The organism is Actinomadura chokoriensis, assembly GCF_039529475.1.
GTDB lineage: Bacteria > Actinomycetota > Actinomycetes > Streptosporangiales > Streptosporangiaceae > Spirillospora > Spirillospora bangladeshensis.
The window spans coordinates 197,924-216,097 of the sequence record NZ_BAAAMW010000001.1 but is presented as its reverse complement, the minus strand read 5'-3'; the positions used below and the strand labels follow the sequence as shown (position 1 = coordinate 216,097).

Below are 18,174 nucleotides of genomic sequence, written 5' to 3'. Positions count from 1 at the left end.
ACACGCCGCAGATCAACGACGCGGCGGAGGTCGATGCTCCCGGTCAGCGGGATGTCCGGAGTGCCTGGACATCCCGCTGATTAACGTCTAGTCCGGATGGAGGACTTTTGATGAACGACCCGAAGCCCGACGTGTTCGCCCCGGGGAAGCTGGGGCCCGTCACGCTGCGGAACCGCACCGTCAAGGCGGCGACGTACGAGGGGCTGACGAAGGACGGCCAGGTCACCGACGCGCTGATCGACTTCCATGTCCGGCACGCGCGCGGCGGCGTCGGCATGACGACCGTCGCGTACTGCGCGGTCGCGCCGGAGGGGCGCACCGACCGCCGGCAGATCTACTGGCGGGACGAGGCCATGCCCGGCCTCCGCAAGCTGACCGACGCCGTGCACGCCGAGGGGGCCGCCGTCCAGGCGCAGATCGGGCACGCCGGCCCGGTCGCCAACCCCAAGAGCAACAAGCTGCCCGCGCTCGCGCCCAGCCGCCACTTCCACCTGACCACGCAGACCGTCGCCAGGGCCGCCACGCACGCGGACCTGAAGCGCGTCGTCGAGGCGCACGCCTACGCGGGGAAGATGGCGATCGAGGCCGGATTCGACTCGATCGAGATCCACATGGGGCACAACTACCTGACGAGCTCCTTCCTCAGCCCCAAGGTCAACCACCGCAAGGACGAGTACGGCGGCTCGCTGGAGAACCGCGCCCGGCTCGCCCGCGACATCGGCCGCGCCGTCCGCGACGCCGTCGGCGACCGCATCGCGATCACCGCGAAGCTGAACATGGACGACGGCGTGCCCGGCGGCTTCTGGATCGACGAGGCCATCCAGGTCGCGCGGTGGCTGGAGGCCGACGGCTCCGTCGACGCCCTCCAGATGACCGCGGGCAGCTCCCTGCTGAACCCCATGTACCTGTTCAAGGGCGACGCGCCGCTGCACGAGTTCGCGTCCGTGATGAAGCAGCCGACCAAGCTCGGCATCAAGCTGATCGGCAAGCACTTCCTGAAGTCCTACCCGTACGAGGACCTCTACCTGCTGAGGGACGCCCGGCAGATCCGCGCCGCGGTGAAGCTGCCGATGATCCTGCTCGGCGGCGTCACCGACCGGGCCGGCATGGACACCGCCATGGCGGAGGGCTTCGAGTTCGTCGCGATGGCCCGCGCCCTGCTGCGCGAGCCCGACCTGATCAACCGGATCAAGGACGACCCCGCCACCGAGTCGCTGTGCATCCACTGCAACAAGTGCATGACGGCGATCTACGGCGGCACCCACTGCGTCCTGTCCACCGAGCCGGCCTGGGGCAGCGCGAGTGCGTGACGAGACGATCGCCGGGATGCTGCTGGCCAGGCTGGGCGACACCCGGCCGGGCCTGCGCAGCCGCGAGCGGACGTGGACGTGGGACGAGGTCGTCCGGGAGAGCGCGGCCCGCGCCTCCCTGGCCCGCGAGCTGCGCCGGGACGGCCCGTTCCACATCGGCGTGCTGCTGGAGAACGTCCCCGAGTACGTCCTGTGGCTGGGCGCGGCGGCGCTCAGCGGAGCGACGATCGTCGGCGTCAACTCGACCCGGACCGGTTCCTACCTGGAGCAGGAGGTCCGGCACACCGACCTCCAGTTGCTGGTCACCGACCAGGCCGGGCTGAAGCTGCTGGACGGCCTCGACATCGGCGTCCCGCGCGACCGCTTCCTCCTGATCGACGACCGGGAGTACCCGGCGCTCGTCTCGTCCCACGCGTGCGAACCCGCGGCCGACGCGTCGGTCACCCCGGCGACGCAGATGCTGCTGCTGTTCACGTCCGGGACGACGGGCGCGTCCAAGGCGGCGCGCTGCTCGCAGGGGCGGCTCGCCGAGCTGGGCCGCAACAACAGCGCGAAGTACGACGTCACGCGCGACGACATCAGCTACTGCTCGATGCCGCTGTTCCACGGCAACGCGCTGATGGCGCTGTGGGCGCCGTCCCTGGCGGCCGGGGCGACGGTGGCGCTGGCGCCGAAGTTCTCCGCGTCCGGGTTCCTGCCGGACGTCCGGTTCTACGGCGCGACGTTCTTCAACTACGTCGGCAAGGCGATCGGCTACGTCCTCGCCACGCCCGAGCGGCCCGACGACGGCGACAACACGCTGACGCACGGGTTCGGCACGGAGGCGTCCCCCGAGGACAAGGCCGCGTTCCTGCGCCGGTTCGGCGCGCGGCTGCTGGAGGGCTACGGCTCCAGCGAGAGCGCCGGCATGATCAAACGCGACCCGGCCGCGCCGCCGACCGCGTTCGGGCGGCCCGCCCACGACGGCGTCCGGATCGTGAACCCGGAGACGCGCGAGACGTGCGCCCCCGCGATCCTCGACGAGCACGGCCGCGTCACCAACGCCGAGGCCGCCGTCGGCGAGATCGTCGACGTGCACGGCGCCGCGAAGTTCGAGGGCTACTACAAGAACCCGGAGGCGGACGCCGAGCGGGTCCGGCACGGCTGGTACTGGACGGGCGACCTCGGCTACATCGACGGCGACGGGTTCCTGTACTTCGGCGGGCGGTCCGGCGACTGGATCCGCGTCGACTCGGAGAACATCTCCGCGCTGCTCACCCAGAACGTCGTCCGCCGCCACCCGAAGATCGTGGACGCGGTCGCGTTCGGCGTCCCCGACCCGCGCTCCGGCGACCAGGTGATGGCGGCGATCGAGGTCCCGGCGGGCGTCGGGTTCGAGGACCTGGACCTCCCGGCGTTCCTCGCCGCGCAGGACGACCTCGGCACCAAGGGCGCGCCGCGGTTCGTGCGCGTCTCGCACGCGTTGCCGACGACCGGCTCGGGCAAGCTCAAGAAGAAGGAGCTGCAGCTCGACGGCTGGCGGACGTCCGACCCCGTCTACCGCTGGGCCGGCCGTGCGCTCAAGGGGACGGGCACCCCCGAGTACGTGCTGATGACCGAGGCGGACAAGGCCGCGCTCCGGGACGAGTTCATCGCCGCCGGCCGCGTGCGCTTCCTCCCGTAACCGAGAAAGGGCAGGTATGGATCTGCGTGAGTCCGACGCGCATCGCGAGCTGCGCGCGGAACTGAGGGCGTACTTCGCGGGCCTGCTGCCCGAGGACGTCCGGCGCCGCGCCGGCGAGCAGGGCGTCGGCGGCGACCGGTTCCGCGAGATCGTCAAGATGCTCGGCAACGACGGCTGGCTCGGCTACGGCTGGCCGACCGAGTACGGCGGGCAGGGCAGGTCGATCGCCGAGCAGTACGTGTTCTTCGACGAGGTGCAGCGGGCGGGCCTGCCGTTCCCGTTCGTCACGGTGAACACGGTCGGCCCCACGCTGATGCGCTTCGGCACGGACGAGCAGAAGAAGACGTACCTCCCCGGCATCCTGTCCGGCGACCTCGTGTTCGCCATCGGCTACACCGAGCCCGACGCCGGCACCGACCTCGCGTCGCTGCGCACCAAGGCCGTCCTGGACGGCGACGAGTTCGTGGTCGACGGCAGCAAGGTGTTCACGAGCGGCGCCAACACCGCCGACCACATCTGGCTCGCCGCCCGGACGAACCCGGACGCGCCGAAGCACAAGGGCATCTCGATCCTGATCGTCCCGACCGACGCGGACGGGTTCTCCTGGAGCCCGATCCCGACCGTCGGCGGCATGGTCGTGACCTCGACGTACTACAACGGCGTCCGGGTGCCCGCGTCGTCGGTCGTCGGGGACGTCGACGGCGGCTGGAGCCTCATCACCACCCAGCTCAACCACGAGCGCATCGGCCTCGCCGCCCTCGGCGGCCGGATGATCCGGCTGTGGGAGGACGTCCGCGACTGGGCCCGCGACAACGGCGTGATCGACCTGCCGTGGGTGCGCGCCGACCTCGCCCGCACGTACGCGCGGCTGGAGGCGATGCGGCTGATGAACTGGAAGATGACCATGGCGGTCGAGGCCGGCGAACTCACCGGCGCGCAGGCCGGGGCCACCAAGACGTACGGGACGGAGACGCACATCTTCGTCCAGCGGACGCTGACCGGGGTGCTGGGGGCGGCCGGGCGGATCCGTCCCGAATCGCCGGGCGCGGTGCTGCACGGGCAGATCGAGCAGCTCTCCCGGCAGGGCATCGTCAACACGTTCGGCGGCGGCGTCAACGAGGTGCTCCGCGACATGGTCGCCGTGCAGGGGCTGGGCCTTCCGAGGATGAAGCGGTCATGAGCGACGACTACGAGGAGAGGCTCCAGGCCTGGGTCGGCCGCGAGCTGCTGACGCGGCGCTTCGGGCAGGACCCGGTGAACGTCCCCATGATCCGGCACTGGGTCGAGGCGATGGAGGACGGCAACCCCGTCTACCTGGACGAGGACGCCGCCCGCGCGTCGGGACGCGACGGCGTCGTGGCGCCCGCGTCGATGGTGCAGGCGTGGACGATGCGCGGCTATGCGGCGTCCGTCCACCCGGACCCGTCGCCGAACGGCTCCGACGAGCTGACCGCGCTGCTCGCCGAGGGCGGCTACACCTCCGTCGTCGCCACCGACTCGGAGTTCGAGTTCGTCCGGGAACTGGTGCCGGGCGACCGCGTCAGCGTCGAGGAGGTCGTCCAGGCGATCTCCCCCGAGAAGAAGACCGGGCTCGGCGCCGGCCGCTTCATCACCACTCTGCGGACCTACCGCGACGCGTCCGGCGAGGTCGTCGCGACGCAGGGCTGGCGGCTGCTGCGCTTCCGCCCCCCGGAGAAGCCCGCCGGGCCGGCGGAGGAACCGGCCGCGGAAGAGAAGAAGGCGCTGCGGCCGCGGCCCGCGATCAACCCCGACAACGCGTTCTGGTTCGAGGCGGCGCGCGAGCACAAGCTCGTCATCCAGCGGTGCGCCGACTGCAAGTCGCTGCGGCACCCGCCCGGCCCGTGCTGCCCGCAGTGCGGCTCCTTCGCGTGGGACACCGTCGAGGCGCAGGGCGAGGGCCACGTCTACAGCTACGTGGTCAACCACCACCCGCGCCACCCGGCGTTCGACTACCCGCTGGTCGTCGCGGTGATCGAGCTGACCGAGGGCACCCGCCTCATCACGAACATGACCGGGGTCGCGCCCGAGGACGTCGAGGTCGGCATGCCCGTCGTCCTCGACTGGATCGACCCGGACCCCGACCTGTCCCTGCCGGCGTTCCGCCCGGCCGACGCTGCGAAGGAGCGCTGATGGACTTCACCCTGGGCGAGGAGCTGGAGGCCGTCCAGGACCTGGCCCGGCAGATCTTCGCCGACCGGGCCGCGCAGGCGCGGATCAAGGCGGCGGAGGAGTCCGAGCGCGGGTTCGACGAGGGCCTGTGGGCGGAGCTGGCGGAGACGGGGCTGCTCGGCGTCGCGCTGCCGGAGCCGGCCGGCGGTGCCGGGCTCGGCGTCGGCGGGCTGGCCGTCCTGCTGGAGGAGCAGGGGCGGACCGTCGTGCCCGTCCCGGTCTGGCCGTGCGTTGCCGCCGCGCTGACGCTGGCCTCGCACGGGACGGCGCCGCAGCGGGAGCTCCTGCCGTCCGTCCTGGACGGGTCGGCGCGGCTGACGGTCGCGCTGGAGGAGTTCGGGCCGTCCGACCCGGCGTCGCCGCGCTGCACGGCCGTCCGGGACGGGGACGGGTGGCTGCTGACCGGCACGAAGGCGGTCGTCCCGACACCGTTCGGGACGAGCCACGTGCTGGTGTCGGCGTCGTCGGACGACGGCCCCGGGCTGTTCGTCGTCGAGACGTCCGCCGGCGCCTGGGAGCGCGCCGAGACCACGAGCCGCGACGTCGCCGGGCACCTCACGCTGGACGGCGCCCCCGCCCAGGCCCTCGGCTCCGGTGCCCTGGACGCGGTGCTGGAGACCGTCCGCGTGTCGCTCGCCGCGCTCCAGGTCGGCGTGGCCGACGGCGCGCTGCGCATGGCCGCCGACTACCTGTCCGGGCGCGAGCAGTTCGGACGCCCGCTCGCCACGTTCCAGGCCGCGCAGCACCAGCTCGCCGACTGCTACATCGAGATCGACGCGCTCCGCGTCTGCCTCTGGCACGCCGTCTCGCTGGTCGCCGCCGGGGAGGACGCCGAGGCCGCCGTCCTGGTCGCCAAGTGGTGGTCGGACGAGGGCGGGTTGAACGTCGTCCACCGCGTCCAGCACCTGCACGGCGGAATCGGCGTGGACGTCGACTACCCGGTGCACCGGCACTTCCTGTGGGGCAAGCAGATCTCCGGAACGCTCGGCGGCGCGTCCGCCGACCTGGACCTGCTGGGGGCGGCCCTGTGAGCGAGAACGTGGTGAGCCGCGCCTACGCCGACGTGGCGGTGGGGGAGGAGCTCCCCGAGCTGGCGATCCCGCTGACCCGCACGATGATCGTCGCGACCGCGATCGCGAGCCGCGACTACCAGGACGTCCACCACGACCCGTCGCTCGCGGTCGAGCGCGGCTCCAAGGACGTCTTCATGAACATCCTGACGACCAACGGGCTCGTCGACCGGTACGTCACGAGCTGGGCCGGGCCCGCCGCCGTGGTGAAGGCCATCAAGATCCGGCTGGGCGCGCCCAACTACCCGGGCGACACGATGGTCCTGACCGGCACCGTCACCGAGAAGCGCGACGGCGGCCGGGTCGAGATCAAGGTGCGCGGCGTCAACGCGATCGGCCCGCACGTGACCGGCACGGTCGTCGTCCAACTGCAGGGGAGTGACGCATGAGCGTGCTGCCGGGAGCGGCCGCGATCGCCGGGATCGGCGCCACGGAGTTCTCCAAGGAGTCCGGCCGCAGCGAGCTGCGGCTCGCCTGCGAGGCGGTGCTCGCCGCGATCACCGACGCCGGGCTGCAGCCGTCCGACGTGGACGGGATGGTGACGTTCACCGCCGACACCAGCTCCGAGATCCACATCGCCCGCAACCTCGGCATCGGCGAGCTGACGTTCTTCTCCCGCGTCGGGCACGGCGGCGGCGCCGCCTGCGGCACCGTCCAGCAGGCCGCGATGGCCGTCGCGACCGGCGTCGCCGACGTCGTCGTCTGCTACCGGGCATTCAACGAGCGGTCCGGCACCCGCTACGGCCTCGGCCAGGCGAACCGGCCGATGGACGTCAGCGCCGACAGCGCCGCCTACGCGTGGATGAACCCGTTCGGGTTGTCGACGCCCGCCCAGTGGGTCGCGATGTTCGCCCGCCGCTACATGCACGAGTACGGCGCGACCAGCGAGGACTTCGGCCGCATCGCCGTCGTCGACCGGGCGCACGCCGCGAAGAACCCGGCCGCGTGGTTCCACGGCCGCCCGATCACCCTCGAAGACCACCAGGCGTCCCGCTGGATCGCCGAACCGCTGCGGCTCCTCGACTGCTGCCAGGAGAGCGACGGCGGCCAGGCACTCGTCATCGTGTCGGCCGAGCGCGCCCGCGACCTCCCGAACCGCCCCGCGCTGATCTGGGGCGCCGCGCAGGGGTCGGGCAACGACCAGCACATGATGACGAGCTACTACCGCTCCGAGATCACCGGCATTCCGGAAATGGGCCTGGTGGGACGGCAGCTCTACGCGCAGTCGCGGCTCACCCCGGCCGACGTCCAGGCCGCGATCCTGTACGACCACTTCACGCCGCTGGTGCTGCCGCAGCTCGAAGAGCTCGGCTTCTGCGCCAAGGGCGAGGCCAAGGACTTCGTCGCGGACGGCAACCTCGAACTCGGCGGCCGGCTCCCGTTCAACACCCACGGCGGGCAGCTCGGCGAGGCGTACATCCACGGGATGAACGGCATCGCCGAGGGCGTCCGCCTGGTGCGCGGGACGTCGGTGAACCAGCCGGGCGACGTCCACAACGTCCTGGTCACCGCCGGCACCGGCGTCCCGACCAGCGGCCTGATCCTGGGAGCGGACGCGTGAGCGAGTGGATCGGCAAGGACCTCGGCACGCGGACCGTCACCTATGACGAGACCCGGGCGATCCTCTACGCGCTGGCGGTCGGCGCGGACGCCTCCGACCTCGACCTGGTCTTCGAGGAGCGGCTGCGCGTCCTCCCGACGTTCGCGCTGACCCTCGCGCAATGGGCCCTGGACGCCCTCGGCTCGGCGGGCGCGTTCGACACCGGGACGGCCGTCCACGGCACCCAGCGCCTCCGCGTGCTGAAGGACCTGCCGCGCTCGGGGGCCGTGGAGATGAGCGCCCGCATGGCGGACGTCTGGGACAAGGGCTCGGCGGCCGTCTTCGACGTGACCGTGGACAGCGAGTACTTCGAGGCGACGTGGTCGGTGTTCGCCCCGGGCGCCGGCGGCTTCGGCGGCGACCGAGGCCCGTCCGCACGCCGTCGTCCCGAAACGCCGCCGTCCGCCACCCTCGACATCCAGACGGCCACCAACCAGACGGCCCTCTACCGCCTCCTGGGCGACCGCCACCACCTGCACATCGACCCGGAGGCGGCGAAGAAGGCCGGGATGCCGCGCCCCATCATGCACGGCCTGTGCACACTGGCGGCGATCACGCTTCCGCTGGCGTCGTCCTTGGGCGCCCACCCAGCCGACCTACGCGAACTAGAGGGCCGCTTCGCCGCCCCCGTCTTCCCAGGCGACGCCCTACGCATCGAGACCTGGAAGGACGACGCCGGGACGACCCTCTTCGAGGCCGCCGCAGACGACCGCACGGTAATCTCCGCCGCCCTCGCCCGCTTCGCCTGAGTCCAAGCCTCGCGGGGGCTCGGCAACACACCGAGTCCCCCGCATGCCCTCGCTCTCTTGACAGGGGTCAGGCGGGCATCTGGGCCCAGACGATCTTTCCTTCGCCGGTGGCGGAGGGGCGCGTGCCGGTCTCCTTGGCGTAGGCGTAGGCGTAGGCGGAGACGATGGCGAGGCCGCGCCCATTCTCGGCGGTGAGGGACGGCGGGGCCGGGTTCGGTAGATCAGGGGACGGGTCCCAGCACCCCAGCAGAGGCGTCCCGTCCTCCAGAGCGCAGCGGAGCCGGATCTCCCGGCCGCGCGCCGCCGTGACGGCGTTGGTGACGATCTCGCTCATCACGAGGGTCGAGTCGTTGATCACTTCGCGCGGCTGAATCCCCAGTTCGTCAGGGCGTAGCGGACGAGTTCGCGAGCCAGCACGACGGTTGACGGTACGGCGAGCAAGGTCAGCCGGACCTCGGGGACACCGGACGCCGGAGTGACGAGAGCAAGATCATTCATTGAGGACCATCCTCGGTTTTCGGAATGTGTCCTCACTTTGAGTGACTGTACGCTAACGTGTTGTGTATTGAAGTGCAGTCAAGACACTTGTGGGTGTGCCGTGAGCGTGCGCGAATCCATCGATCCGAAGTCCTCGCTGTGGGCTTGGCTAGCCTTTGACCTTTGGTTCTATCGCACGCAGCGCGATCTCTCGCTTGCCCAGGTGGCCATGATCGTCAAGTCGACCCGGGGGACCGTATCGAACTGGGAGGCTGGACGGTTCCGGCCGAGTGACACTTGCATGAAGCGCCTCGATGAGGCATGGGACACGGGTGGACACTTTGAGCGGCTCCACACGTTCGCCTGTGCTGGCCATGATCCAGACTGGTTTCGTCAATACGTCCAATACGAGATGGCCGCGGAGATCATCAAGGTCTTCCATGGCAAGAACGTCCCACTGCTGGTGCAGACGGAGGCTTACGCTCAGGGCGTGCTCCGCGCGGCCGGGCACGTGCATGAGGCAGAGGCGACGACCAAGGCGCGCATGAAGCGCCAGGAGATCCTGGAGCGGGAGAAGCCGCCGTATCTCTGGATCTTGATAGACCAAGAGGTGCTGGAATGTGTCGTCGGTGACCGCGAAGTCATGCGTGAGCAGGCGGCACACCTTCTTTCGCTCGCTCAGAAGCCACGCGTGTGCTTGCGCATCGTTCCTCGTGATGCGGGCTGGCATCCCGGACATGATGGCCCATTTCAGGTGTTGAAGGTCCGTGGCAGGGAGATCGCGTACGCGGGAGCCCAGATAGGCGGTCGTCTCATCGAGGCCGGTGACGAGGCGGACATATTGGCGGTACGGTTCGATGAGATCGGGGCGCTGGCCCTGGCTAAGGCTCCTTCGACGGCACTGATCGAGCAGATTATGAGGACGTACACGTGATGAACTGGCGCAAGAGTTCCTACACCGGCGGTGGGAACGACGAAGCGTGCGTGGAGTTGGCGGAGTCGGGTGACCGAGTGTGGGTGCGGGACTCCAAGGATCCGGACGGGGTGCGGCTGGCGTTCGGGCGTGAGGCGTTCGCCGGGCTCCTGGAGCGCGTAAAGCGCGGGGACCTAAGCCTTTAGCGGGAAAACGGGGTGGTGAGCCCCGGTGAGCACGCTGACGTGAGCCTGGGCGCCGGTACCAGCGCCCAGGCTGGACGGCCGGGGGCGGTGGCCGGAGCCGGCGCGTCCTCTTCACCAAGAGCACTGGCCTCGCGGCCGGGTCGCCGCAAGGCTGGTGATTTCGACAACGCTTCACCTTCTGTACAGCCGCCTGTCCGCAGCCGAGTTTGCGCAGTTCGCGGCCGCTGCTTGAAGCGGGCGACGAATCGTTTCTTCTCGAAGTAGGTTCTGATGTGATCGGTGCACTTGCGCTGCTCGGGTCGATTGGCGAGCCTTTATGGAAGAGACGTTAAGGACATCAAATGATCACCTGGCGGAAGAGTTCCCACAGCGGCGGTGGGAACGACGATGCGTGCGTGGAGCTGGCGGAGTTGGGTGACCGGGTGTGGGTGCGTGACTCCAAGGACCCGGACGGGGCGCGGCTGGCGTTCGGGCGTGAGGCGTTCGCCGGGTTGCTGGTCCGGGTGAAGCGCGGAGAGCTCAGCCTCTAGTGTTCTGCGGCTCTGCGGGACGGAGGGTGGGGCTCGGGCGACGACCTGGCGCAGGCGTATGTGTTGCGGTGCCGGATCGTCCGGGCGGGCGTTCAGCGGGTGCGTTCCACATACATGTGGCCGCCGAAGTGGGGGCCTCGCGGCCGAGGGTGGCCGAGTAGCGCCGCCGGTTCAACGAGCACGACCTTGCCGGGCTGGCCGATGAGCCCGGGGAGGGCCGTCCGCCCTCGATCCTGCTGGACGAGGTGCAAGGGGTGGCCGCACTCATTGCGAGCAGACCCCGCTGGGCGTCCCCTGCTGGCCTCGATGGCCGAATGGACTGGGCTGAGCGAGTCCCCTGTCGGGCGGATGTGGCGCCAGGGGGGCGATGACCGGAGGTGCATCTGGTCTGCGGCGATCTGGCCACCTACGAGACACCGTCGGTCGACGATCGGCCGGCCCGTCACCCCCGCCCGCCTTGTGGCCTTGTGGAGTTGCGGTTCAGCAATTCGATGTCGTCGGTGGTGTAGGCGGCCGGGGTAAAGTCGAATTAGCGGGCGTTCTGTTGTTGGTCGTGGTTTCGGCGGTCTTTTACCGGAATAGTGTGGTTGCTGCGGGTGCCTGGTTGCGGTGGCCCCTGCGGGTCGGTGTGGACGTTGCGGGCGCGGTGGGCTGGAGTCACTTCGGCTGGGCTCGGTGGCGTGGGTGGGTGTTCGACTGTAGGTCGGCGCGTGGCTGCTGCCCTGGCCCCGGGGCCTTCGGCCCCGAAAGACTGCGGCTGGGTGATGGGGATCGTTTACGGGCTGGATGGGTGAAATATTCCCCTATTCGGCCCGGCGGCAAAGAGCACAAGATTCTTTGGGGAAATCGAGGTGATCTTGTGTGATTGTTCGATAGCATTAAGTCATGTGTTCGGATCGGATCGACACCGCGTCGATGTCCACCGCAGAGTTGGTGGACGCGGCGGCAGTGATCGCGGCCGAACTCGCCCACCGTCAAGCACCCGCCTCGGCGGCTGCCTGCCTCGCTCAGGCCGAGACCCTTGCCCGCGCCGCCGACCAGCACGAAAGCGCACTGGCCGCTCTGATCGCCCGCGTCGACGCCTCCGGGGAGATGCGCCGGTGGGGGCTGCCTTCCACTCTGGCGTGGTTGCGCACCCGGCTGGGCATGCGCGAAGCCCGCGCCAGGGAACGCCTGCACCTGGCCCGGCAGCGCCACCGCCTGCCTGAGGTCACCCGCCGCCTGGTCGACGGGGAACTGTCCTACGGATACGCCGGCACCATCAGCGCCGCCGTCGCACGCCTGGACGACACCGACTGCGCCGCCGCCGAGCGCATCCTCCTCGACCTGGCCGGGCAGGGCTTCTCTGCGGGCAAGGTCGCCGCGTTCGGAAACAAGATCACCGACCTCATCGCCGAACGCGACGGGCGCGAGCAAGCCCCCGAGGACGCCGCGCGCGGATACGAGCGGTCCTGGATCGACTCGACCCGGTCGCTGGACGGCGGCCGCTACATCAAAGGCTGGCTCAACGCCGAAGACGCCGCCCTCTGGGACGGAACCCTCGCGCCCTTGGCCAAACCCGCCGGAACCGACGATCGCCGCGACCTGTCCGAACGCACCGCAGCGGCGTTGACCGGCGTGTTGGCGGGTGGGCACAAGGCAACCAAGGTGACCGTCATCTGCGACCTGGACACCCTCACCGGCGGCACCGCCCCGGCACGGCTCACCGACGGCACCCCCATCCCCGCAGAGCAGGCCCGGCGCATCGCCCTGAACGCCGGAGTCTCACCCCTGATCCTGGGACACGGCAACACCCCGCTCTATCTAGGGCATCGGGTCCGGTTCGCCACCGCCGCGCAACGTCAGGTCCTGGAAGCCCTGTATCCCACCTGTGCGGTGCAGGGCTGTGAAGTGCCCGGGGCGCTGTGCGAAGTCGACCACGTCCACGGCTGGGCCCTCGGCCAAAGCCCCACCGACATCGACCAACTCACCCTCACTTGCGGATGGCACAACCGCTTCAAACACACCAACCCCCGCCAAATCGCCATCACCCAACATCACGACGGACGCTACGCCTACCGTGTCCTGCCACCCGACGACCCGCTCGGCACCCCCACGCTGCCGGTGCGGCAACCATCAGCCGCCAACCTTTGGACCACCACCACACACCACGCCCGGACACGGCCCCGCCATACCCGGCGCACCCTCCACAAGAGCCGCCGCCAGACGGCCGGGCCGTAACACGATCAGCCTGGGAGTAACTACTCTTCGGCACTTGCCGCTCTGCCAGTCCCCTCAAAGTGCGGAGACGGCTTTCGGCGGTACTCCGCCTGTGCGGCAGGCCCCTGGGGCGCGGCCTCGTCTCCAGGGCGGTGGCTGCGTCCTCCCGTTCAACGCCCACGGCGGGCAACTCGGCGAAGGTGTACGTCCACGGGATGAACGGCATCGCCGAGGCGGTGCGGCTGCTGCGCGGCAGGTCGTCAAACCAGCCGCGCGACGTCCACAACGTCCCGGTCACCGCCGGGACCGGCGTCCCGACCAGCGGCCTGATCTCGGGAGTGGACCAGTGGCCGAGTGGAGCGAGCCGGAGGGTGTGGGAGGTTGCCCATCCACAGAGAACACGAGTGAGTGGACGCCAAGGGCCTCGGAGCCCGGACCGTCGCCTATGGCGAGGAGCGCGCGACGCTGCTGGTTCGGGAGGACAACGAGTCGGCCCAGCGCGCATACGCGCGGTGGGGATGGCGTAAGGCCGGCAAGGTTCAGCCTTTTCCCGATTCGCCGCATTTCGACTCGATGATCATCGACCTGCCGCTGGCTGAAGCGGGCGGAGCGCTCGCCCGGTAGCCGCGCGGCACATCGTCCCTGACGAGGTGCTGCTCGTGAACGGCATCTGATGCCGAGTTGAAGGTCCAGCCCCTGAGGTAGCGGTGGGGCTCATGCTCGCGAGACGGGCGTCTCATCATCCACTGGGCGACGATGCAACTGCCGCCCGACCTGATCGACTACGTGCTCGCCCACGAGGTCGGTCATCTCAAGGAGCACGATCACGGCGACCCGTTCTGGCGGCACGTTGAGCGGGCCATGCCCGACTACACGGCCCGCCGTGCGCGCATCAAGCGTCTGGCCCCGACCTGTGGCTTCCCTGACAGGCCGGACGCTTCGCTGATCGTTTCGCGCCCCATCATGCGCGGCTTGTGTGCGCCGCCGGCGTAGGGGAGACCTGCGCCTGCTCTATGACCTGGCCGCGCACGGGGCCGTTTCGCCGGCCTTGCCCGCTTCGCGTGAGCGGTCGTTCAGGGAGTCTTCATCCGCCGTACCGCCCCCGTACCGGGGGCCGCCGGCCGTGGTCGTGCAGGTCGCGGGGGTGGGGGCGGGGTGGTGACGGCAGCATCCGACCAAGGGCGGGCCCGCGGCTGGGCAAAGCGTGACATTTAACGGCAATTGTCCGGAATGTCACCGTCGCAGTGCCGCCGTTCCCGATCCCCCTCGGGGCGCCCCCCGCCCCGGCCGGGAGCGGCAGCGGAAGGGCTCCCCCCATGCGACGACTGCTGTCGTTCCTGCTCCCGGCCGTCCTGGCCGCGGCGCTGATCGCCGTCCTGGACGCGCCGGCGTCCGCGACCCCGCCCAACATCCCGTCCGCCGCTACCGCCGCGACCCGGCTGTCCGAGCTCACCGTCGCCGCCGAATCGCACCAGAGCACCTACGACCGCGACCTGTTCCCGCACTGGATCACGATCTCCGGGTCCTGCAACACCCGCGAGACCGTCCTCAAGCGGGACGGTACGGGTGTCGTGACCGACTCGTCCTGCTACCCGACGTCCGGCAGCTGGTACTCGCCCTACGACGGTGCCACCTGGACCCTCGCGTCCGACCTGGACATCGACCACATGGTGCCGCTGGCCGAGGCGTGGGCGTCCGGGGCCTGGGCCTGGACGACGTCCCGCCGCCAGTCCTACGCCAACGACCTCGGCGGCCCCGAGCTGTGGGCCGTCACCGACAACGTCAACCAGAGCAAGAGCGACAAGGACCCGGCCGAGTGGCAGCCGCCGCGCACCGCGTTCCGCTGCACCTACGCCCGCGCCTGGATCCAGGTGAAGTGGTACTACGACCTCACCGTCGACAGCGCTGAGAAGAGCGCGCTCAGTTCGATGCTCGGCACCTGCTGAGCCGTCCCGCCGCCGAGTGTCTCTGCCGGGGCCTAGAGTCACCGGCAGAGACGCGGCGGACGGGGAGAACGATGACGGCGGGCGGGCTTGAGGGCATTGACGACGTCGGCTGGGCCTCGCTTCGGCACGCTTACGGGGCGGCGGAGGACTTCCCCCAGACGCTTCGGGACGCGGTTGGCGACGACGACGAGCTGGCCGAGGACGCGACCGAGCACCTGTTCGGCAGTGTCTACCACCAGGGCACGTTGTACACGGCGACACCGTGGGCTGTGCCGTTCGTCGCGCGGCTCGCCGCCGATCCCGGGACGCGTCGGCGCGACGTGCTGGTGTCGCTGCTCGGTGCGATCGCCGCCGCCGATGACGCGACCCCGGAGGTCCTCGCGGACGTCCGTGCCGCTCTGGCTCGTGAGGCTCCGCTGATGGTCCCGCTGCTGGACGACCCGGACACCGACATCCGGGACTACACCACCTACCTGCTCGGCCACCTCCCGCGTTCATGTGCCGCCGAGGTGCTGCCCGCGCTCCGGGCCCGGCGGAAGAAGGAGCGGTCGCCGCGCGTGCTCGCGGGCCTGCTCGCCGCCGCCGGCCGTCTCGACCCGCAGGGCAGCGCGGCGTGGCTGGCCGAAGAGGTCGCGGGACGGTCCGCCGCCGTCCGCGCCGGAGCGCTGTGGGCGATCGCCGCCAACGGCCTCCCCTGGACGGACGCCGCCTCGGAGGCGGCCGCCCGGTGCTGGCTGGAGGGCGAGCCGCTGGAGGGCTGGATCTGGGCGGACGACCCGTTCGACGACATCGCCGGCCGGATCGACGGCCCGTCGTTCGCCGCACTGGCCCACGCCCTGCTCGACCAGGGCCCTGCCGACTCCGCGCGGACGGCCGTCGACGCCGCCTACCAGCGCTGCGTCCGGTCGCGCTCGGCCCGTGCCGAGTCGGCGCCGCTGCTGGCGGCGGGTCTCCGGCACGCCGACCCCGGCGTCCGCGTCGCTGCCGCGACCGCGGTCCGCGACGTGCGGGAGGCGGCGGCGGAGGCCGTCGACGCCTTGGCCGCCCTCGTCGCCGAGCCGCCCTCGGAGGCCGACTCGCTTGAAGCGCGGGTCTTCGACGCGGCTCTGGAGACGTTGATCGGGCTCGGTGACTCTCGCTGGCGCGGGCCCTTCATCGCCGCGCTCGATGCCGGTGTGGCGACGACCGACGCCGTGAGCCTGCTCATCGACACCGGCGTGCCCGCCGACGCGGAGTTGCTCGCGGCCGTGCGGCGGCGGCTGGCGGCGATGCCGCTCGCCGGGCCCGCGGAATCCGGCGGATACGACGCCTACCTCGGCAGGATGCGCCGGCACAACGAGGTGAACGGCCTGACCCGGCTGCTGCACCGCTGGGGCCCGGATGCGGCGGAGGCGGTGCCCGAACTCGTCCGGCTCGTCCCGCACGACAACTGGTGGACGGTCCGCGCGCTGGCCGCGATCGGCCCGGCGGCATCGGCGGCGGTGCCCGCGCTGACCTCGACCCGCGACGACCCGGAGGCGTCCTGGCGGCAGCGCCTCGACTGCGCGCGGGCCCTCGCCGCGATCACCGGCGACACCGCCCAGTTGATGGCCTCCGTTGCCGAAGCCGCGATCGCCGATCCCGTGGTGGCCGCACAGACGGCCGTCGACCGCGAATTGCCCCTCGACGACGTCCTTCCCGCCCTGCGCGCCCTTGCCGACGCGGCCACCGGAGACGATCCGTCCGCCATCGGGCGCCGGTTGGATGCGGCACGGCTGCTGCGCACCGGCGGCAAGGCCGCAGCGCTGCGGGCCGCCGCCGACGCACTCGACAGGGGACGCCACACGACGGACGCGATCGAACTCGCCGGTCTCATCGGGCCGGAGGCCGAGCCCCTCCTCCCGCGCCTGCGCGACCTCCTCGACGACCGGCGCGACTACGCCGCCGCCGCGCTGGCCGTCCGCCGCATCACCGGCGAGGCCGCCCCGCTCGTGGACGCCGTCCGCCGCCGCCTCCCGTCCCTCGGAGCGGGCCCGTGGCTCATCGCGTCGCTGCGCGAACTCGGCACGGACGCCGCCCCGCTCGTCCCCGAACTGCGCGAACTGGCCGACGGCGACGCCGCGATCCCGGGCGTCGGCATCTACGGCCGGCAGGTCCGCCAGGACGAGGAGGAACGCCGCGAACTCCTCGCCATCCTGCCCGGTCTCACGCCTTAGCGCCGTCCGGTGATCCGCCGGGCGGCCAGGTGCGCTCCGGCGATGCCGAGGGCGGCGAACGCCAGGCCCACTGCGGCGTCGCGTGCCCGTGCGGGACACAGCACGCCCCGGCGCCGCAGCCGAGCGCGGGCCCACACCGTGTACGGGACGACCACCAGGGCCGAGGTGACCGAGCCGGGCGTGTACTGCCGCAGCGCGGCGGCCTGCCCGAGGTGCATCAGGCCGTGCAGCCCGAACCCGGTGAGCGCGGTCTGGTACGTGGCGGACCGCCCGCCGGTGCGCTGCCCGTCGACCGCGGCCCCCGCGACGAGCGCCCCCATCAGGGTCACGGCGACGGCGAACTCGCGCTCGTCCACGGCTTCCATCCACCGCCACACGGCGGCGGGCGCCTGCGGGAACCGCTCGCGCAGTTCGGGCAGGTGCGCCCGGATCCAGCGCGGCCCGGCCGCGACCTCCTCGGCGTCGTGCACCGCCCATGCGACCAGCAATCCGATTCCGGCATCTCGCATCACGCCGCCAGTCTGGCAGGGGTGATCACGTGGCCCGCGATCGGCCGGACGCGCCGGCTCCGGAGCGGCGGCGGAGGCGGCCCCAGGGCTTGGCGACGGCGAGGACGGTCGCGAACGTCAGGGTCGTCAGGGAGACCGCCGGCGGGAAGAACAGGTTCGAGATGAAGGCCGGTTCGGGGCCGCCGGCGCTGAAGGTGCGGCCGTACTCGTTCACCTCGTCCATGCCGGGCTGGAGGGCCACCAGGATGAGGGTGCACAGGATCAGGTTGAGGACGAGCTTGACCGCCACCCACCAGTAGCGCACCAGACCCCACTTGGTGCCGAGGCCCAGGATCACGCCGGTGACCAGGCAGATCAGCGCGGACGTCAGCATCGGCCACACGACGAACGTCGCGAGCGCCCGGTAGGCGAGGCCGCGGACGTCGTCGCTGGTGCCGAACCGGCCGGTCAGGACGAGGACGGCCACGATGACGTCGATCCCGATCCACGCGCCGGCGGACACGATGTGGACGATCAGCGTCGTCTTGCGCCAGCGCCTGCCGAGGTGGAAGCGGCCGTCCCGCCGTGCGCGGGTGCGTTCCTGTATCGCCATGTCCACGGTCCTTTCTGTGCGGTCT

At 71.1% G+C, this 18,174-nt stretch carries 19 protein-coding genes and 2 pseudogenes; 17 read left to right on the top strand and 4 right to left on the bottom strand.

Annotation, left to right across the window (positions count from 1 at the left end; translation table 11 throughout):
- Positions 1 to 110 precede the first annotated feature (110 nt).
- Genes ABFX46_RS00975 through ABFX46_RS00940 form a run of 8 tightly spaced genes read left to right on the top strand, consistent with a single transcriptional unit; the run spans position 111 to position 8,582 of the window.
- On the top strand, positions 111 to 1,310 hold the full coding sequence (locus ABFX46_RS00975) for an NADH:flavin oxidoreductase (protein ID WP_346039415.1): 1,200 nt from the start codon (positions 111 to 113) through the stop codon (positions 1,308 to 1,310).
- Positions 1,303 to 2,973 (top strand): steroid-22-oyl-CoA synthetase, encoded by a 1,671-nt coding sequence (casI, locus tag ABFX46_RS00970; protein WP_346039414.1) that lies wholly within the window; start codon positions 1,303 to 1,305, stop codon positions 2,971 to 2,973. The genes ABFX46_RS00975 and casI overlap by 8 nt, the downstream gene beginning before the upstream one ends.
- 16 nt (positions 2,974 to 2,989) lie before the next feature.
- Entirely contained in the window at positions 2,990 to 4,153 is a 1,164-nt protein-coding gene (locus ABFX46_RS00965) for an acyl-CoA dehydrogenase family protein (RefSeq protein WP_346039413.1), read from the top strand.
- A complete protein-coding gene (locus ABFX46_RS00960) occupies positions 4,150 to 5,124 on the top strand; it encodes a bifunctional MaoC family dehydratase N-terminal/OB-fold nucleic acid binding domain-containing protein (RefSeq protein WP_346039412.1) in 975 nt (324 codons plus the stop codon). Before ABFX46_RS00965 ends, ABFX46_RS00960 begins: the two co-directional genes overlap by 4 nt.
- Positions 5,124 to 6,194, top strand: coding sequence for an acyl-CoA dehydrogenase family protein (locus tag ABFX46_RS00955; protein WP_346039411.1), 1,071 nt, complete (start codon positions 5,124 to 5,126; stop codon positions 6,192 to 6,194). The genes ABFX46_RS00960 and ABFX46_RS00955 overlap by 1 nt, the downstream gene beginning before the upstream one ends.
- Positions 6,191 to 6,622 (top strand): MaoC family dehydratase, encoded by a 432-nt coding sequence (locus tag ABFX46_RS00950; RefSeq protein ID WP_346039410.1) that lies wholly within the window; start codon positions 6,191 to 6,193, stop codon positions 6,620 to 6,622. Before ABFX46_RS00955 ends, ABFX46_RS00950 begins: the two co-directional genes overlap by 4 nt.
- Positions 6,619 to 7,794 carry a lipid-transfer protein gene (locus tag ABFX46_RS00945; RefSeq protein ID WP_346039409.1) on the top strand — a complete coding sequence of 392 codons (1,176 nt, stop codon included), beginning with the start codon at positions 6,619 to 6,621 and terminating at the stop codon, positions 7,792 to 7,794. The genes ABFX46_RS00950 and ABFX46_RS00945 overlap by 4 nt, the downstream gene beginning before the upstream one ends.
- Positions 7,791 to 8,582 carry a MaoC/PaaZ C-terminal domain-containing protein gene (locus ABFX46_RS00940; protein WP_346039408.1) on the top strand — a complete coding sequence of 264 codons (792 nt, stop codon included), beginning with the start codon at positions 7,791 to 7,793 and terminating at the stop codon, positions 8,580 to 8,582. The genes ABFX46_RS00945 and ABFX46_RS00940 overlap by 4 nt, the downstream gene beginning before the upstream one ends.
- Positions 8,583 to 8,649: 67 nt before the next feature.
- Here ABFX46_RS00940 and ABFX46_RS00935 read toward each other — a convergent pair whose 3' ends face one another.
- The gene (locus ABFX46_RS00935) at positions 8,650 to 8,940 is read right to left on the bottom strand and encodes an ATP-binding protein (RefSeq protein ID WP_346039407.1); all 291 of its coding nucleotides are present in this window, start codon (positions 8,938 to 8,940) and stop codon (positions 8,650 to 8,652) included.
- Positions 8,937 to 9,080 (bottom strand): hypothetical protein, encoded by a 144-nt coding sequence (locus ABFX46_RS00930; RefSeq protein WP_346039406.1) that lies wholly within the window; start codon positions 9,078 to 9,080, stop codon positions 8,937 to 8,939. Before ABFX46_RS00930 ends, ABFX46_RS00935 begins: the two co-directional genes overlap by 4 nt.
- 100 nt (positions 9,081 to 9,180) lie before the next feature.
- On the opposite strand from ABFX46_RS00930, the gene ABFX46_RS00925 reads away from it, so the two are divergent.
- The 9 genes and pseudogenes from ABFX46_RS00925 to ABFX46_RS00885 all read left to right on the top strand — a co-directional run bounded on the left by ABFX46_RS00925 (position 9,181) and on the right by ABFX46_RS00885 (position 17,048).
- Complete coding sequence (locus tag ABFX46_RS00925; protein WP_346039405.1) at positions 9,181 to 9,993, top strand: helix-turn-helix domain-containing protein; 813 nt, start codon at positions 9,181 to 9,183, stop codon at positions 9,991 to 9,993.
- The gene (locus tag ABFX46_RS00920; RefSeq protein ID WP_346039404.1) at positions 9,993 to 10,178 is read left to right on the top strand and encodes a DUF397 domain-containing protein; all 186 of its coding nucleotides are present in this window, start codon (positions 9,993 to 9,995) and stop codon (positions 10,176 to 10,178) included. Before ABFX46_RS00925 ends, ABFX46_RS00920 begins: the two co-directional genes overlap by 1 nt.
- Before the next feature lie 341 nt (positions 10,179 to 10,519).
- Positions 10,520 to 10,708 (top strand): DUF397 domain-containing protein, encoded by a 189-nt coding sequence (locus ABFX46_RS00915; RefSeq protein WP_346039403.1) that lies wholly within the window; start codon positions 10,520 to 10,522, stop codon positions 10,706 to 10,708.
- 885 nt (positions 10,709 to 11,593) lie between these two features.
- Complete coding sequence (locus ABFX46_RS00910) at positions 11,594 to 12,928, top strand: HNH endonuclease signature motif containing protein (RefSeq protein WP_346039402.1); 1,335 nt, start codon at positions 11,594 to 11,596, stop codon at positions 12,926 to 12,928.
- A gap of 142 nt (positions 12,929 to 13,070) precedes the next feature.
- Positions 13,071 to 13,245: pseudogene (locus ABFX46_RS00905) on the top strand (lipid-transfer protein); the annotation flags it as partial.
- A gap of 70 nt (positions 13,246 to 13,315) precedes the next feature.
- The gene (locus ABFX46_RS00900; protein ID WP_346039999.1) at positions 13,316 to 13,531 is read left to right on the top strand and encodes an N-acetyltransferase; all 216 of its coding nucleotides are present in this window, start codon (positions 13,316 to 13,318) and stop codon (positions 13,529 to 13,531) included.
- 93 nt (positions 13,532 to 13,624) lie between these two features.
- Positions 13,625 to 13,900: pseudogene (locus ABFX46_RS00895) on the top strand (M48 metallopeptidase family protein); the annotation flags it as partial.
- Positions 13,901 to 14,223: 323 nt separating this feature from the next.
- Positions 14,224 to 14,853, top strand: a complete 630-nt coding sequence (locus ABFX46_RS00890) for an HNH endonuclease family protein (protein ID WP_346039401.1) — start codon at positions 14,224 to 14,226, stop codon at positions 14,851 to 14,853.
- A 71-nt stretch (positions 14,854 to 14,924) separates the two neighbouring features.
- Positions 14,925 to 17,048, top strand: coding sequence for a hypothetical protein (locus tag ABFX46_RS00885; protein ID WP_346039400.1), 2,124 nt, complete (start codon positions 14,925 to 14,927; stop codon positions 17,046 to 17,048).
- On the opposite strand, the gene ABFX46_RS00880 is transcribed toward ABFX46_RS00885, so the two are convergent.
- On the bottom strand, positions 17,045 to 17,557 hold the full coding sequence (locus tag ABFX46_RS00880; protein WP_346039981.1) for an HXXEE domain-containing protein: 513 nt from the start codon (positions 17,555 to 17,557) through the stop codon (positions 17,045 to 17,047). The genes ABFX46_RS00885 and ABFX46_RS00880 overlap by 4 nt on opposite strands.
- A 25-nt stretch (positions 17,558 to 17,582) precedes the next feature.
- On the bottom strand, positions 17,583 to 18,149 hold the full coding sequence (locus ABFX46_RS00875) for a hypothetical protein (protein ID WP_346039399.1): 567 nt from the start codon (positions 18,147 to 18,149) through the stop codon (positions 17,583 to 17,585).
- Between the last annotated feature and the right edge of the window lie 25 nt (positions 18,150 to 18,174).